Origin of the sequence: Chryseobacterium sp. ERMR1:04, from assembly GCF_001297705.1 — a bacterium.
GTDB lineage: Bacteria > Bacteroidota > Bacteroidia > Flavobacteriales > Weeksellaceae > Chryseobacterium.
Genome location: NZ_LIRF01000003.1, coordinates 779576 through 796526, shown reverse-complemented (window position 1 = coordinate 796526; position 16951 = coordinate 779576). Strand labels below are relative to the sequence as shown.

At 33.5% G+C, this 16951-nt stretch carries 13 protein-coding genes and 1 pseudogene; 7 read left to right on the top strand and 7 right to left on the bottom strand.

Annotated features, from left to right (window positions below; all coding sequences use genetic code 11):
* Nucleotides 1-3: 3 nt before the first annotated feature.
* Nucleotides 4-1173 (top strand): HAMP domain-containing sensor histidine kinase, encoded by a 1170-nt coding sequence (locus AMQ68_RS03725; protein WP_054509262.1) that lies wholly within the window; start codon nucleotides 4-6, stop codon nucleotides 1171-1173.
* 161 nt (nucleotides 1174-1334) lie between these two features.
* Here AMQ68_RS03725 and AMQ68_RS03720 read toward each other — a convergent pair whose 3' ends face one another.
* The 6 genes from AMQ68_RS03720 to AMQ68_RS03695 form a co-directional block, all read right to left on the bottom strand.
* Nucleotides 1335-3191 carry a peptidase M61 gene (locus AMQ68_RS03720; protein ID WP_054509261.1) on the bottom strand — a complete coding sequence of 619 codons (1857 nt, stop codon included), beginning with the start codon at nucleotides 3189-3191 and terminating at the stop codon, nucleotides 1335-1337.
* Nucleotides 3192-3476: 285 nt separating this feature from the next.
* Nucleotides 3477-5108, bottom strand: coding sequence for a M1 family metallopeptidase (locus AMQ68_RS03715; RefSeq protein ID WP_054509260.1), 1632 nt, complete (start codon nucleotides 5106-5108; stop codon nucleotides 3477-3479).
* 199 nt (nucleotides 5109-5307) lie between these two features.
* A complete protein-coding gene (locus tag AMQ68_RS03710) occupies nucleotides 5308-5811 on the bottom strand; it encodes a MepB family protein (RefSeq protein ID WP_054509259.1) in 504 nt (167 codons plus the stop codon).
* 94 nt (nucleotides 5812-5905) lie between these two features.
* Nucleotides 5906-6739, bottom strand: coding sequence for a twin-arginine translocase subunit TatC (gene tatC, locus AMQ68_RS03705; RefSeq protein ID WP_175549562.1), 834 nt, complete (start codon nucleotides 6737-6739; stop codon nucleotides 5906-5908).
* A 70-nt stretch (nucleotides 6740-6809) separates the two neighbouring features.
* Nucleotides 6810-7307 carry a hypothetical protein gene (locus AMQ68_RS03700; RefSeq protein WP_054509258.1) on the bottom strand — a complete coding sequence of 166 codons (498 nt, stop codon included), beginning with the start codon at nucleotides 7305-7307 and terminating at the stop codon, nucleotides 6810-6812.
* Between the two features lie 53 nt (nucleotides 7308-7360).
* A complete protein-coding gene (locus AMQ68_RS03695) occupies nucleotides 7361-8320 on the bottom strand; it encodes an SIS domain-containing protein (protein ID WP_054509257.1) in 960 nt (319 codons plus the stop codon).
* A gap of 161 nt (nucleotides 8321-8481) precedes the next feature.
* On the opposite strand from AMQ68_RS03695, the pseudogene recQ reads away from it, so the two are divergent.
* From recQ to AMQ68_RS03665, 6 genes and pseudogenes are all read left to right on the top strand, one after another.
* A pseudogene (gene recQ / locus AMQ68_RS03690) lies at nucleotides 8482-10685 on the top strand (DNA helicase RecQ).
* Nucleotides 10686-10725: 40 nt separating this feature from the next.
* The gene (locus AMQ68_RS03685; protein WP_054509256.1) at nucleotides 10726-11811 is read left to right on the top strand and encodes a glycosyltransferase; all 1086 of its coding nucleotides are present in this window, start codon (nucleotides 10726-10728) and stop codon (nucleotides 11809-11811) included.
* A gap of 80 nt (nucleotides 11812-11891) precedes the next feature.
* A complete protein-coding gene (locus tag AMQ68_RS03680) occupies nucleotides 11892-12242 on the top strand; it encodes a hypothetical protein (RefSeq protein WP_054509255.1) in 351 nt (116 codons plus the stop codon).
* Nucleotides 12243-12462: 220 nt separating this feature from the next.
* Complete coding sequence (gene lpdA, locus AMQ68_RS03675) at nucleotides 12463-13866, top strand: dihydrolipoyl dehydrogenase (RefSeq protein ID WP_054509254.1); 1404 nt, start codon at nucleotides 12463-12465, stop codon at nucleotides 13864-13866.
* A gap of 104 nt (nucleotides 13867-13970) precedes the next feature.
* Nucleotides 13971-14825, top strand: a complete 855-nt coding sequence (locus AMQ68_RS03670) for a DUF4476 domain-containing protein (protein WP_054509253.1) — start codon at nucleotides 13971-13973, stop codon at nucleotides 14823-14825.
* 186 nt (nucleotides 14826-15011) lie between these two features.
* Nucleotides 15012-15836 (top strand): S1 RNA-binding domain-containing protein, encoded by an 825-nt coding sequence (locus AMQ68_RS03665; protein ID WP_054509252.1) that lies wholly within the window; start codon nucleotides 15012-15014, stop codon nucleotides 15834-15836.
* A 36-nt stretch (nucleotides 15837-15872) separates the two neighbouring features.
* Here AMQ68_RS03665 and AMQ68_RS03660 read toward each other — a convergent pair whose 3' ends face one another.
* Nucleotides 15873-16856, bottom strand: a complete 984-nt coding sequence (locus AMQ68_RS03660) for a lipopolysaccharide assembly protein LapB (RefSeq protein WP_054509251.1) — start codon at nucleotides 16854-16856, stop codon at nucleotides 15873-15875.
* Nucleotides 16857-16951: the final 95 nt, after the last annotated feature.

Here is a 16951-nt window from a genome sequence, read left to right as displayed (position 1 = left end):
TTAATGAAAAATCGTCCATTCTTTTCAAGGTTGAACAATTGGTTTGTGTTTACATTACTTACTATAATGGTAATTGCTTTGATTGTTTCGTCAAATATTCTTATTAAAAATTTGAGAGAAAAAGAGGCTGAAAGAATAAAGGTTTTTGCTACAGCGATAAAAATTTTACAAGATAATCAGCAAAAAAGTTCTGAGACTCAAGAACTATTGTTTGCTATTCTTACTGAAAATGATCAAATTCCATCTATTTTAACGGATGAAAATAAAAAGCCTTTTATATTTGATGGAAGCTCTCGAAACATTTCGCAAGAGATATTGGGTAATCCAGAAGAAATGAGAAAGCTAATTACTAAAATGGAGAATAATTATGCTCCATTTGAAATTGAGGTAGCCAATGGAGATAAACAACTTGTTTTCTATGATAATTCAGAACTGCTTAATAATTTACGTTATTATCCCTATTTTTTAGGGTTGTTTATATTTTTCTATCTGCTGTTTTCATTCTGGCTGTTAAGAACCATTAAAAAGACAGATGAAGGGTATCTTTGGGCTGGTTTAGCAAAAGAAACGGCGCACCAGATCGGAACTCCGTTATCCTCAATGATTGGCTGGATGGAAATCATGAAATTAGATAATCCGGATTCTGAAGGGGTGCATGAAATCGAAAAAGACATTGAAAGGTTGCGAACGATTTCCGAACGGTTTTCAAAGATCGGTTCTGTTCCTGAGCTCAATGATATGAATTTTAATAAAACCATTGATGAGAATTTCGATTATTTAAAGACAAGAATTTCAAGAAAAATTGATTTTAGTTTACACCTTCCGAAATACGATATTCTGGTTCCCCATAATAAAATTCTGATGAGTTGGGTGATTGAAAACTTAGTTAAAAATGCGGTTGATGCAATGAGAGGAGAAGGAACGTTGCAAATGTTTGTCTTCGAAAGAAATAAAAATATTCTCATTGAAGTAAAAGATACCGGAAGCGGAATGACCAAACAGCAAGCCAGAAATGCTTTTAAACCGGGCTATTCTACTAAGAAAAGAGGTTGGGGATTAGGTTTGTCTTTGGCGAAAAGAGTTGTTCAGGAATATCATAATGGAGATATTAAAATTTCCCAGACCGAAGTTGGAAAAGGAACTACTTTTAGAATAACTATTAAAAAAGGATAAGAATATACTTTTTTTTAAACACGAATAGCACAAATTTGACCACTATAAAACCACAAATTTTTGTTAGTGCCATTTGTGAAAAAATATTTGTGTTATTCGTGTTTAAAAACAAAAAAAAGCGAGGAAAATTTCCCCGCTTCATTATTTACTATAACTTTTAATTATTTCTTCCCAGTTAACCACTGATCTTGCAATTTCTTTTCTGCCGGTGTTGGGTTGGCTTTATATTGAAGCGTTTCCATCGTTAGCTTATCAAGAATAGCTTTTCCTTTAAGGTCTATTTTATCCATTTTATCGCCATTTTTTCTCAAAACAGTTACGATAACGTTTTGTCCGTCTTTAATGGTTTTAGAATAGTTGATAAAGGCGGGTACATTTTTAATATCGATGGTTTTTCCGTCTAATGCCAACACTTCATCTGTAATTTTAAATCCGATGCTTTTTGCGAAAGGAGATAACGCCGAGCTTTCATCAAAAACAAACGTATTGTTTTTCTCGTTGTAACCTGTTTGGTTAGGGTCTTTAATTAACCAGAAAATAGGTGGCGTTTCTTGCTTACTGATTTCTACGCCTACCTGACTCAGATATTCTGCGTAAGGCGTTGGTTGGCTTCCCGCAATATATTTATTGTAAAAATCCTTTATTTGAGGATAGCCCGTAACGGTTACCAACTCGTCAATTAATTTATCATCTTTGAAAGGTTTGTTTTCACCAAATCTCTGAGATAATTTTCTGATCATATCGCGGTAACCCATTTCACCGTTGGATAGTTTTCTCAATTCAATATCAAGACACATCGCCAATAAAGTTCCTTTTTCATATACATTTCTGTACTGATCTTTGTATTGATCTAAAAGAACGTTTTTACTCATTACCGTAAACGGCATGGTATCGTCATAGTTCTTAGAATTGGTAATTTTTTCGTTGATTCTTTTTAAGAATTCATTTTTATCAATTAATCCTTCCTGAATTTGGAATAAATTAGCAAAATATTCTGTTCCGCCTTCATACATCCAAAGGTGCTGAGACATTTTAGGGTCAGCATAATCAAAATTATGAATCTCTTCAGAATGCGTTTTCAAAGGATTTACCGTGTGGAAAAACTCGTGAGAAACTACATCGGTAATCGCTTTGTCGATGGCGTCTTTTGGCATCATTTCAGGCAATACAACACTCGTAGATTCGTGGTGCTCCAACGCTCCAAAACCTTTGATCTGCGGACCATCACCTCCTGAAAGATAGAGTAGGATCGCATATTTTTTATTGGTATTCATGTCACCCAAAAATTTCTTTTGAGCAATGACCATTTTCTCTAAATTGTCTTTGAAATCTGCTGCTTTATATTTTCCTGTTGGCGAATACACTCCCAGAACAAGATCCATTCCGCCTGCATTGAACGTGATGTAATCTGGTTTTGTGTACATTAATGGTGAATCGGTTACTTTAGCATAATTAGCCAAAACATAGGTGTCTGTAGATTCAGATTTATCCTGATCCACTAAAGCGGTCGTTCCGTAAAAATCGGTTGGTTTTTGAATCACCAATTGATAAGGCACATCCTGCATATTATCAATATAACCAATGAAACCGTGGGTATTAATCATGTATACTTTTCCTTGCTCAATATCAGTTCCTGACGGAGAAAATACGGCTTTATGCTTGGAAGTATCCATTTCGTCATCAAAACTATCATTCACTAAATACGTAACTTTAGTTAAGTTCTGAGCGTTTTTAAGAGAATACGTATTGTCGTTCACTTTGTTGAAAGTCAGTTCTTTTCCTTTATTGTCGAAAAATTTAATTCCTTCTATAAACCTTCCATAATCATCCACAGAATAAGTACCGGGAACGGTTTTAGGGAAGTGGAACTTGATGTCACCAGATTTCATTTTCGGAAACTCCATCGTAACGGCCACTTTATCGTCCTTTACATTCACAAGGTCGATATTGGTTTTAATAGACTGAGCATTGACTAAAGCAGTAGCCAAAATACCTAGACTGAGTGCTATTTTTTTCATTGAGTTTAATATTTATAGTTAAATAGTTGTTGTAAAATTCATTTTGTTACGAATGGCTGTATTAAACTTTTCTTAAAGTTTCAAACTAAAAATTATTAAAATAAGTCAATACGTTGTAATCTAGCCTTTAAGATTTTTATTAAAGGATTAAAAATGTTAAGCTTGGCATTGCTTTACCTTTAAAATCTATTTGATTTTCTTAATTAAACTTAGCTCCTTTAATACCTTTAATGCTTCAATAAAAAAAGGCAAAACCGATATTTCACGATTTTGCCCTGTTTGTATTTATTGTACTTTCTTATAGTTGATGTAATAATTCTTATTGAATTCTATTGGAGTACTTTTTTTCAGTTTTATAGTCTGCCAGTTTTCTGTTGGAGTAATGGTTTGTTCTCCGTCAATTATAATCGGAAGTTTCAGATTTTTAACGATATCCGTATAACGGAATTTCAGTTCATTTCCTTTTTGAGAATATTCCAGCGTCGGAATTTTTATCGTTCTTAAATATTGATTAAAGACACTTGAAAAATCAATGCCTGATTTTGAAGAAATATAATTTTCAACCTGTTCCGTTGTTACGGTTTGATGATAGAATTCTTTACTTAATCCTCTTAAGAGCTGTCTGAATTTTTCATCATTATTAATCACCTGACGAATGGTATGAATCATACTTGCACCTTTGGGATACATATCGCCGCTTCCTTCATTTCTTACCCCATATTTTCCAATAATAGGAACGTCATTCTCTATTTTATTTCTATAGCCTTGAGCATAAATATCCGCAGACTTTTTATCCATATAGTTTTCGGTAAAAAGTGTCTCAGAATAGGTTGTAAAGCTTTCGTGGATCCACATATCGGCCTGATCTTTTGCGGTAATATTGTTGGCAAACCATTCGTGCCCGCTTTCGTGAACGATGATATAATCCCAGTTTAAACCAATTCCGGTTCCAAAATAATCTTTTCCTCGGTATCCGTTTTGGTAACCGTTTCCGTACGCAACATTGCTTTGATGTTCCATTCCTAAATAAGGGGAGTCTACCAATTTATAAGAATCCTCATAGAAAGGATACGGGCCAAACCAATATTCAAACGCAGAAAGCATTGGCTTTACCTGCTGGAATTGTTTTTTTGCTTTATCTAAATTGTATCCCAATACCCAATAATCCAGATCCAGGGTTCCTTTTTCACCCTTGTAAGTATCTTTGAAATTCACATATTTTCCAATATTAGGAATGATAGAGTAGGCGTTGATCGGGTTTTTCACCTCCCAAGTATAGGTTGTTTTATCTCCTTCTGTTTTTTGATCGATCAATCTTCCGTTTCCAACCCCTACCAAATCTTTAGGAGTAATGATTTTCATAACGATTCCATTGTCAGGTTCGTCACTCCAGATATCTTTTGTAGGAAGCCATATGGATGCTCCGATTCCCTCATCGGCAACGCTCATCCACGGATTTCCATTTTCGTCTTTCGTGAAAACCCAACCTCCGTCCCACGGGGCATTTTTAGCAATCACAGGATTTCCGGAATATGTTACATCAATGGTATATTTTTCTCCTTTTTTAAAGCTTTTTTTAGTGGTAACAAAAATGAAATCACCGTCTTGTTTATAGGAAGCGATCGGGAAACTTCCTTCTATTTTATCAGCTTTCATCGGCTGTTGAAGATCAATCTGGAAGGTAGGATTTACAACGTCTTTTATAATCTCAAAACTGATTTTGTTGGTTCCTTTGATGCTTCTCTGTTCAAAATTAGGTTCAACGGAAAGCTCATATTTTTTTACATCCCAAAAGTTTCGAAATTTGGTATTGGAACCTTTTAAAGTGTCTTGTTTTGTGAAATGTTCAGGTCTTTCGAAGAATTGTCCAAAAACAAGTCCTGACGCCAATAAAAGTGTGTATGAAAGCTTTTTCATTTGAAATTAAATTAATCTACCCAAAAATAGAAAATTTTAATAATTAAATAGCAATTTAGATTCTTCCTTCGTCAGAATGACCGTAATGTTGACCAAAGTATTTACAAAGTTTGTCATTCAGGTCGGAATGTGGAATCTATTTTTACACGAATAAAAGTTGAGATTCCTCAGAAATGATTAAATAATGTTTTAATTTTCATTAAAGAATCTCTTCAATGATATTTTTCAATTTATTACAATAACTCTCGTTATGATCTGTTATATCGATAAAATATTTCGTTTGCCAGCTTTTAGTTTTCTCAGCCTGCTTGCTTTCTGGTTCATCCCAATTGGGGTAAACCCTAAAACCTCGCTTGCCTTCTTTTTGATTGATGGTAAGAATTTGTTTTTCGGCCAATACTTTTTTAGGAAAAATAAAAAATCCGGATTGTGTACCTTTTTCTGTCGCGATGATATAAAAATCAAAATTATCGGAAGCATTGAACGGTTCTGTTTTCCCTTCAGAGTTTCTTCTCCACAACGTTACAAATTGCCCGTTTTTGGTAGGTGTAATTTTAGCTTTTCGGAATTTAATTTTTAAAGTAGTAAGAGAGAAGTTGTGACCAAAATACTCTTCGCATTCTAAATCTGTTTCAATGTTTGATAGATTTAGCTGTAACGTTTTCAAAATAGCATCTTCAAGTCGGCTTAATTCTTTGATCATTCTCTTGTTGTTATTTAAAAAAAGAGATCAAAGCTTTATTTAAAAACTTTGATCTCTTTCGTTATTTAATTTTAAGTTAAAAGTCTTTCTTTAATTACTTCTGAACAGTTGGAAGATTGCTTTCACCCTCACGCTTCAGGACCTTTTTTTGAGTATATGCACACATAAGAATACTGAACTCATATAGTAAAAGTAAAGGCAGAGCGGCCATAATCATACTCAAAACGTCCGCAGGAGTAATGATTGCTGCAACAACCATGATTAAAACAATCGCGTGGCGACGGTATGTTCTCATGAATTTTGGCGTCAGAATTCCAATAGTTGTAAGGAAATAAATAAGGATTGGGAAAAGGAAAATAACACCCATACCCAAAATAACCTGTAAAAATAATGTTGTGTAATCGCTTAAGTCATACAACGGAACAATAATATCTGAAATTTTGAAGATCACCCCAAAATTAATAGCAAAAGGGAGGATTAAAAAATATCCACATAAAACGCCTGTCATGAAAAGAATCCAAATGGCATTGATGATAAAGATTGAGTTTTTTCTTTCTCTTGGATGCAAAGCCGGGCCAATGAAACGCCACAATTCCCAAACAATATAAGGGAAGGCCCCTACAATTCCTCCAAAAATAGAAACAGACATCATCACATTAAACTGCTGATAAAGCCTTTGTACACGCACTGGGAATTCCTTGGGAAGGTGAATACTGTCATCTCCCAATAGCATTCTTGAAAAGTGATTCACCACTCTAAATGTCGGGAAATCATTTCTGGTAGGTCCAAAAAAGATATGGTCCATGATCCAGTTGATATTAAAACCAACAGCGAAAGCGGCAATTATGATCGCAATCATTGATCGTACAAGATGACCTCTTAATTCTCCAATATGCCCAAGAAAGGACATTTCTTTACCTTCACTCACAGAATAATTTTTTAAAGTTCCAAATTTATGAAAAAAGTTTCAGTAAAGTGGGAAATTTAGAGAAGGAAGTTTAATATTCAACAGGATAGATTCTTTGTTTAATTTTCATTCCTGTCAATAGTTCCTCTGCAATTCTATTTATCAATTTCCAACGTTCATCATTATCTAAATCTATTGTTTCAAAAAGCCATTCATTCTCATTGATTTTTGAGATAATGAATTTGAAATATAATAATCTAGGTTGTAAAATTTCACTAATCAGATTATTTCTGAACATACTGTTTAAGCTATTTTGACGAAATGCATCATCTAAATCATCTTTCAGCCCTCTTAAGGATGGTTCTTCATAATGAATTGTCCAAAATTTATTAGAATTATAAGTGCAAAAAATTAGGCATTTTATTAAAATTTCAAATTGTTCATTGCAATATTTATCATATCTGTCGTCATCATAATGAGTTATAATTTCCTCAGGTCTAAAATGATTTACAGGTCGTGGATCTGTCTGTTGATCCAAATATTTTTTAAATAATGAAAGAAACCATTTTATTAAATAGAAAAATCCCATAATGCTTTCAATTTCATTTGTTGAAAAAGTTTTTTCAGTTTCAAACTCTGATCTTAATTAATTCCTTCGTCCAACAACTTATGCAGATCAATAATCCCGAAATACTTTCCGTTTTCTGTTACGATAAGCTGTCCGATATTATTTTCTTTTAATATTTTCATGGCTTCCTTGGCCAATGCATTTCTTTCAATGGTTTTCGGATGGGCAGACATGATATCTTTCGCCAAAACTTTAGAAACATCTTCGCCTTTCATCAGCATTCTCCTTAAATCTCCGTCTGTAACAACTCCAATGATTTGATCTTCATTTGTTACCACAGTAATTCCGTGTCTCGATGCGCTGATAGAAATAATAACATCTCTTACGGTAGCATCTTCAGTAACCTGAGGTTTTTGAGAAGATAGAAAATCGTCAACTTTTGAGATTAAATTCTTTCCTAAGCTTCCTCCGGGATGAAATTTCGCAAAATCATTTTCTTTAAAATCATTTAATTCCATCAAAGCGATGGCTAAAGCATCTCCCAATGCCATTTGTAAAGTGGTAGAACTTGTTGGTGCTAATTTATTTGGGCACGCCTCCATATCCACATGAGTGTCCAAAATAATTTCTGAAAATTCTGCTAATTTGCTTTTTTTATTGCCCGTCATTCCGATCAAAGCAGAAGAATAATCTTTTAAATAAGGAACAAGCGTTACAATTTCAGGAGAGTTTCCCGAATGAGAAATACATAAAACAACATCCTGTTTTTGAATCACTCCTAGATCTCCGTGAATGGCTTCTGAAGCATGAAGAAACTGGGATGGAGTGCCTGTAGAGTTTAATGTAGCTACAATTTTATTTCCAACATGGGCAGATTTTCCGATTCCTACAACGATTAATTTTCCTTTGGCGGAGTGAATAATTTCCACTGCTTTTACAAAATTGTCGTCTATTCTGTTCTTTAACTTTTCAAGTTCTGAAATTTCTATTTCTAAAGTGCTTTTTGCGATTGAAATGATATTCGGTCTTTCCATTTTTACTTTTACAATGTTGTATACAAAAATCTCCTGATATAAAATTATACTTTAAAAAGAATATTTAATATAAATTTTATTTTTATAAATTCGTTCGCTTTTATTTTCAGCAAAAATTTTATAACTTTGGGATAGATGCAAATTTAGCAATACAAAATTAGATGAGCGCAAAAAAAGCCAATTTATCAGGCGAATTGAAAAAATATTTCGGATTTTCTACCTTTAAAGGTCAACAAGAGGAGATCATAGAAAATCTGTTAGACGGAAAGGATATATTTGTTTTGATGCCGACAGGAGGGGGTAAGTCTTTATGCTACCAACTACCAGCTCTTATTTCCAAAGGCACTGCAATAGTGGTTTCGCCTTTAATAGCATTAATGAAGAATCAAGTGGATGCCGTAAATGGCCTTTCGTCTGACGAAGGGGTTGCGCATGTTTTAAATTCATCACTAAACAAAACACAAACCAAACAGGTTTTTGACGATATCAAAAGTGGAAGGACAAAACTACTGTATGTAGCTCCTGAATCACTGATCAAAGAAGATTATCTTGAGTTTCTGAAAGATGTGAAAATTTCTTTCGTAGCTATAGACGAGGCACACTGTATTTCGGAATGGGGACATGATTTCAGACCTGAATACAGAAACCTAAAATCGATTATCGATAAAATTGCCGATGTTCCGGTAATTGCATTAACAGCCACTGCCACTCCAAAAGTTCAGGATGATATCCAGAAAACATTAGGAATGACAGACGCATTGGTGTTTAAGGAAAGTTTCAACCGTGCTAATTTATACTATGAAGTACGTCCGAAAGTTAATGTAGACAGAGAGATCGTAAAATTTATCAATCAGAGAAAAGGAAAATCAGGGATTGTTTACTGTTTAAGCCGTAGAAAAGTGGAAGAATTTGCACAGCTTTTACAGGTAAATGGAGTTAACGCACTTCCTTATCATGCCGGACTTGACCAGAAGGTCAGGGTTGCCAATCAGGATAAATTCCTGATGGAAGATGCTGATGTAATTGTAGCTACAATTGCATTCGGAATGGGAATTGACAAGCCGGATGTACGATTTGTGATTCACTATGATTTTCCAAAATCGTTGGAAAGTTATTATCAGGAAACCGGACGTGCAGGAAGAGACGGAGGGGAAGGATATTGCCTTTCATTTTATGACCCGAAAGACATTGAGAAATTAGAAAAATTCTTGGCTCAGAAGCCTGTTTCCGAAAGAGAGATTGGATTACAGCTTTTAAATGAAGTGGTTGGTTATGCCGAAACTTCTATGAGCAGAAGACAGTATATTCTGTATTATTTTGGCGAAATTTTTGATCCTGTTACGGGTGAAGGAGCGAGTATGTGTGATAACGCATCCAATCCTCCCAAATTGAAAGATGCCACAGGAGACCTGAAAAAGGTATTGGAACTGATCAAAATGACGGGAGAAAAATTCAAGTCTAAAGATTTGATTTCTGTGATTGTGGGCAAGGAAAGTGCCGTAACAAAATCATATAAATTAGAACAAACTTCTTATTTCGGTTTCGGAAAAGCGGAAACAGATAATTACTGGAAAACAATTTTAAGACAGGCAACCGTTCAAAATTTCTTACAAAAAGATATTGAAACGTATGGTGTTTTAAAAATTTCCGAAAAAGCGAAGTTGGTTTTAAATAATGAATTAGAACATTCATTCTTAATTGCCGAAGACCGTGAATTTGATTTATCTCAAACAAAAGCCGAAAGCGATCAGGTTCAAATGCAGGCGAGTGGAAGTCTCGATCAAAATTTATTCGGACAATTAAAAGAATTAAGAAAAAAGTAGCAAAGAAATACGGTATTCCGCCTTACACGGTGTTCATGGATCCAAGTTTGGAAGACATGACGGTGCAGTATCCGATAAGATTAGATGAAATATCTAAAATCTATGGAGTTGGTGAAGGAAAGGCTAAGAAATACGGTAAAGAATTTGCAGATTTTATAAAGACTTACGTTGAAGATAACAACATAGAACGTACTCAGGATATGGTACTGAAACAGGTGGCAAATAAATCAAGCCATAAAGTTTTCATTATCCAAAGTACAGACAAAAAGATTGATCTTGAAGACATTGCAAGAGCCAAGAATTTATCAATGACTGAATTGTTAAAGGAAATGGAAAGTGTGGTTTATCAGGGGACAAAATTAAATATCGATTATTATATTGAAGATAATTTTGATGAAGATATCGTAGACGGTTTCATGGAATTCATGACCGAGTCTGAAAGCGACAGCATGAAAGTCTTATTAGACGAGTTTGGAGATGAACTTTCTGATGAAGAAGTAAGAATGTTGAGAATCAAGTTTATCAGTGATGTAGCTAATTAAAAAAATACTGCCTTACCCAGTTGAGGGTAAGGTTTTTATTATGACGAAAAAAATTTCTGTTATGTTTATTCTGCCGGATCTAGAGACCGGAGGTGCAGAAAGAATTATTACCACCATTGCAAATCATCTTTCCCGAGATCGGTTTGAGCCTAAGATTTTGCTTTTACGTAAGAAAGGTGGATACCTTAATCTTGTGAAGAAAGATGTTGAAATTATTGATATTAATACAGAGAGAATCAGACATTCTTTAAAACCTATTTTAGGGGAAATCTATAGAAGAAAACCAGATATTGTATTTTCAGGATTTGGAGAAGTAAATGCTTATTTAGCCCTGTTTATCAAGCTTTTTCCGAGAACAAAATTCATTGCAAGAGAAACCAATGTGGTAACGGAGCATGTGACGAGAAAAGAAATAAAGTTTTTCTATAATTTTTACAATAACTATCAGAGAATCATTGCGCAGAGTGATGATATGATGAAAGATTTGACCAAAAATTTTAATATTAAGTCAAAGAAAATCATTAAAATAAATAATCCTGTTGATTTTGAATTTATAGATCAAAAGTTATTAACCGCTGTTAAACCTGAGAGTTTTAAATACAATTATAAAAATGTTGTAGCTATTGGAAATCTATCTTCCAGAAAAGGGTTCGACAATTTGTTGAAAGTTTTTTCAAGGCTTAAAAATGAAAATATTTTACTCCATATTTTAGGAGATGGAAACGACAGAGAGATTTTACACCAAATGAAAGATTTCTTAGGGTTAAAAAATGTTTTCTTTCATGGAAGACAGGAAAATCCTTATCAGTTCCTGAAGTTTGCAGACCTCTTTATTCTTTCCTCAAGGTATGAAGGCTTTCCAAATGTTTTATTGGAAGCTGGGGCTTGTGGAACCTATTCTTTAGCCAATAATTGTCCGGGAGGAATTAATGAAATCATTCAGCCTCGTATTAATGGGGAAGTTTCTGATATAGAAAATCATGAAGATTTTTCACAAAAAGTAATGAGTATTCTGCATGAAACGTATGATAAAGATTCCATTAAAAACTCAATCAGTTCAAGATTTTCAAAAGATATTATTTTAGATAAATATGAAAAGGTCTTGCTAGATTTGATGAATAAATAGTCACGGTAGATATTTTATCAATTCTTATATTTCCTTACCTTTGGCGTTATTAATTTTATCTAAAAATCAATTTTTCATACATGAAAAAAATCCCGAAAATAGGATGTGCCTGCGAAAAACCTACCCAAAACTACACTGAATATAGAAGTTCTGAAGTAGGTGTAGATCATACTAACGGAAGAAATGCAGAAGTAACAATTCAACAGTGCAAGCTTTGCCAAAGAATATGGGTTCATTACTTTGTTGAATTTGAGAATGATTCTAATTCAGGGAGATGGTATAAAGGGATTGTAGCTAAAAAAGATCTTTCAGGAATTACGCCTGAAAATGCTGTAGAACATCTGGAAAACCTAGAATGGTATGTGTACGGAGGTTCATTTTTTGAAAATGTCGTAACATTTGGAGAAGGAAAGGTAAATGTAGACAGATGATACATTGGTGAGAAGTCTTGAGCTTGAAGATAATGCGAAAGCATTTTACTTTGAGTAAAAAAATGGGAGATTTACAACAGAAAATAATTTCAATACTTTAAACTTCTACCATCTAGCTCCTATCTTAAAAACTTGACAAAACTCACTTGGGGGTGTGGCAATTTATCTGTAAATTTGTGAGTAATAAGAAAGATAATAATAAACAAATTCATAAAATAACATGAGTCAATTTGATGTTACCGTAATCGGTTCTGGTCCTGGTGGTTATGTTGCTGCCATTCGTGCTGCACAATTAGGTTTCACAACAGCAATTATTGAAAAATATCCAACTTTAGGAGGAACATGTCTTAATGTAGGGTGTATTCCTTCAAAAGCGCTTCTAGACAGTTCTGAGCATTTCGAAAATGCGAAACATAATTTTGCAGGTCACGGAATCATTATTAATGAGCCTCAAGCTGATATCGCAAGAATGATCGAGCGTAAGAACGAGGTGATCAAGCAAAATACAGACGGAATAAGCTATCTAATGAACAAAAACAAAATTACTGTTTTTGAAGGTGTTGGAAGCTTCGAATCTGCTACTCAGATCAAAGTAACGAAAAACGACGGTTCTACTGAAACCATCGAATCTAAATATACAATCATTGCAACGGGTTCTAAGCCGTCTTCATTGCCTTTCATTACATTAGATAAAGAAAGAGTGATTACTTCTACAGAAGCGTTAAACCTTAAAGAAATCCCTAAGCACTTAGTGGTGATCGGGGGTGGAGTTATCGGTCTTGAATTAGGTTCTGTTTACCTAAGATTAGGAGCTCAGGTTACAGTTGTTGAATTTATGGACAAGATCATTCCTACAATGGACGGAGCTTTAAGTAAAGAATTAACAAAGGTTCTTAAGAAGCAAGGAATGAAGTTTATGCTTTCTACAGCGGTTTCTGCAGTAGAAAGAAACGGAGATACCGTAAAGATCACTGCTAAAGACAAAAAAGGAGCAGAGGTTGTAGTAGAAGGAGATTATTGTTTAGTTTCTGTAGGAAGAAAACCTTTCACAGACGGACTTGGATTGGAGAAAGCAGGTGTTGAACTTGATGAAAGAGGAAGAGTAAAAACAAATGATCACTTACAGACTAACGTTGCAAACATCTACGCGATTGGTGACGTTATCAAAGGAGCGATGTTGGCTCACAAAGCTGAAGAAGAAGGAGTTTTTGTTGCTGAAACATTGGCTGGACAAAAACCTCACGTTAACTATAACTTAATTCCTGGTGTCGTTTACACTTGGCCTGAAGTTGCCGGAGTTGGTAAAACTGAAGAGCAGTTGAAAGAAGAAGGTGTTGCTATTAAAGTAGGATCTTTCCCAATGAGAGCATTAGGAAGAAGCCGTGCAAGTGGTGATGTTGATGGATTAGTGAAAATTATTGCTGACGAAAAAACAGACGAGATTTTAGGAATGCATATCATCGGAGCAAGAGCAGCCGACTTAATTGCAGAAGGTGTAATTGCAATGGAATTCCGTGCTAGTGCTGAAGATATTGCTAGAAGTTCTCACGCGCACCCAACATATGCAGAAGCTATTAAAGAAGCTGCATTGGATGCTACAGGGAAAAGACCAATTCATATGTAATTATAATTGATTAATTTTTAATCGTTTAAATATAGAAAGAGAAATCAATACTGATTTCTCTTTTTTTTGGCACAAAAATGGAGATTGACGTAAGAAATCGATCTATGAAAAATATTTTTATTGGCTTACTATTTTTTGCAGGAATTTATTCATTTGCACAGGAAGCGGGAAAAGCAGGTGAGCTTTTAAGAAATGAAGCCTCTGTATCAGAAATGCGGTCGGCAAAGAGCAAAGGTTTTGATAACAGAAATAATAATTCAAATAATTCTGGGTTTAGAAATCAGAATAATCAAAATGACAGAGGAAGAAATCCCAATTACCAGTGGAATAAAAATTACGGATATGCAGAAGTTTTTCTAAGAATTCCTGAAATGGGATATTTTACAGTGGAACTTGGTGATCAAATGATTTCAAATGGTTCAGGGAAATATCGTTTTTTCGATTTACAGTCGGGTAGAGTTCCAATCTCGATTTATGATAATGGATTTTTATTATACCGAACAACTTTACAACTTAGAAATAATAACAGATTAGTTCTGGACTTTTTCACGGATAATGGCTTGTATTTATTAGATTCTTATCCTGTAAAAAGTGATTCTTATGGTTTTAATGACTGGAATGATGTTTGGAACAATCCCTACGGAAATCAATCAGGGAACTGGAATAATTCAGGGAATGTGATGGATAATAATACCTTTAGTCAGTTTTTTTCCATTTTTAAGAATGAGCCATTTGATGACAGTAAAATTGCAATGATCAACCAGCAGATGCGGAATTCGCAGTTTACTGCTGAGCAAATCAGAGATCTGGTAAAATCTATCAGTTTTGATAAGAACAAATTGATGCTGGCCAAATCGATGTACAAAAAATGTGTGGATAAAAATAGATATTTTCTTGTGAGCGATGCGTTTGATTATGAAAGTAGTAAGCGCGAGTTGAGGGAATTTATAGCTAAATAACAAGATCAAAAAGAGAAGTAGATTGCTTCTCTTTTTTTTTTGTTTGGCAGACTAAATTAAGTTATAATTAAAAGAATAAGACTGTTTTAATTATAATGGTCGCTTTTTAAAGCTCAAACTCTCAAACACAGTCATCCAAAAACTAGCAATTATTTTCCGTACCTTTGTCGCTTAATTTTATCATTAATGCAATTAGGGAAAACTCAAACTTTAAAAATTTCAGAAAAAACAAGTTCTGGATTAATATTAACGGACGAATCTGGTGAAAAAGCTTTTTTACCTAAAATTTTTGTTCATGAAGAAAAAGAAATCGATGAAGAAATTGAAGTTTTCGTATATCAGGATGATAATAAATTAAAAGCGACTACTGAAACTCCATTGGCAGAAGTAGGAGAGTTTGCAGTAATGGGCTGTGTACAAAGCCTACCAAGTGGTGCGTTTATGGATTGGGGAATCATTAAAGATCTTTTCATCCCTTATAAACAACAGAAGTCTAAGATTATCGAAGGAAAAAGATATTTGGTTTATTTGTATGTTGATGAAAGATTAGATTTGATCACAGGAACTACAACGTTCAAAAGAAATCCTCAATATGAAGATCTGCCTTTCCAAAAAGGAGATAAAGTGGATTTGATCTTAATGAACGAAAGTGAATTGGGATGGAATGTGGTAATCAACAAAAAATACATCGGACTTATTTATACTTCTGATGTTTTCAAAAAACTATATCCTTTATCTGAAGAAACGGGTTATATCAAAGCAATCCGTGAAGATGGAAAAATTGATGTTTCTTTACAGCCTGAAGGTTTTGAGAATATCGATGAGTTTAAACAAAAGATCTTGGATAAATTAAATGACAATTACGGGTTACTTTATCTTTCTGATAAATCTACTCCGGAAGAGATTCAAGATGAACTCCAAATGAGTAAAAAGAACTTTAAAAAGGCCCTTGGCGGACTGTATAAAGATAAGATTGTTGAGATCTTAGATGATAAGATCAAATTAGTATAAAACAAAACGGAGCAGAATTTTCTGCTCCGTTTTGTTTTATTTTTGACATTTTGAATTATAATCATTTTCAGCTGTTTTTTGCCCCTCAAGTTTTAAATATTCAAGTATTTTACAGGCTTTTTCAGTTTTACCTATTGCAAAACTAATAGATGCAGAGTTATAATAAGCATCTAGATTATGAGGATTTACTTTATATGCTTTTTCAAATAAATCAACTGCAAGTTCAAGATTATTTTTTTGATATTCTTCCACACCCTTTTTAAAAAAAGAATTAGAATTTGCAAGTTGCTCACGACTGGGACTATTATCAAGAAAAGAATTAAAGTCAGTTGAATAAAAATGATAGACTTCTCCATAGCTTTCAACTTCATCACTTAATTCATAATAACTTTCAAATGCAAATGGTATCTTAATTATTTTAAATCGTTTTACGGATGATAAATTCCAATTGCTAAGCTTTGTAAGTTCTTTATATTTTTTTTCAATATTATTTATAAAAGATTTTTCGTAATCTTTTAATTCAATACTAATAGAATTTGATTGTAGATTAATGTATATATTTCCGTTGAATCTATAATTCATACTTCTTTCTGTTAGGGGAAGAGGCTTTTGTCTAGTAAGATCTTTAAGATGTCTTTTGGTTATGGAGAATTTAGGTCTCGGTCCTGACACTGAAGTTGCTACTAAGGTATCCTTTTTATTATTTTCTAAATTTTGAAGAAGGATATCTTTTCTTACGTAAAAATATTTATGCAAATCTTTGGCTTCAAATCCTTTAATGTTTTGAGATAATATTAAACTGTCTTTATCTAATTTTTCTATAGTAAGGGAAGATTCAGAAGATGTTACAAGTATGTTTTTTACAAGGGTATAATGAGTATTAAATTTTAGACTTCTTTGTGTATCAAATAAAGTATAATCATTTACTAATGAGTAGCTGTTTTTTTCAATGATAATATTATAATTTTTATCAGGTATATTTTTTAGAAGAAATGGTTTGCTACCATCTTTCATTTCCATATTATATAAATACCAATCGTTAATTAGATAGTTAGTATCAACTTGGGAGTAGCAGTTTAAAAAACTTACAATTAGAATAAGTAATATTGATCGCA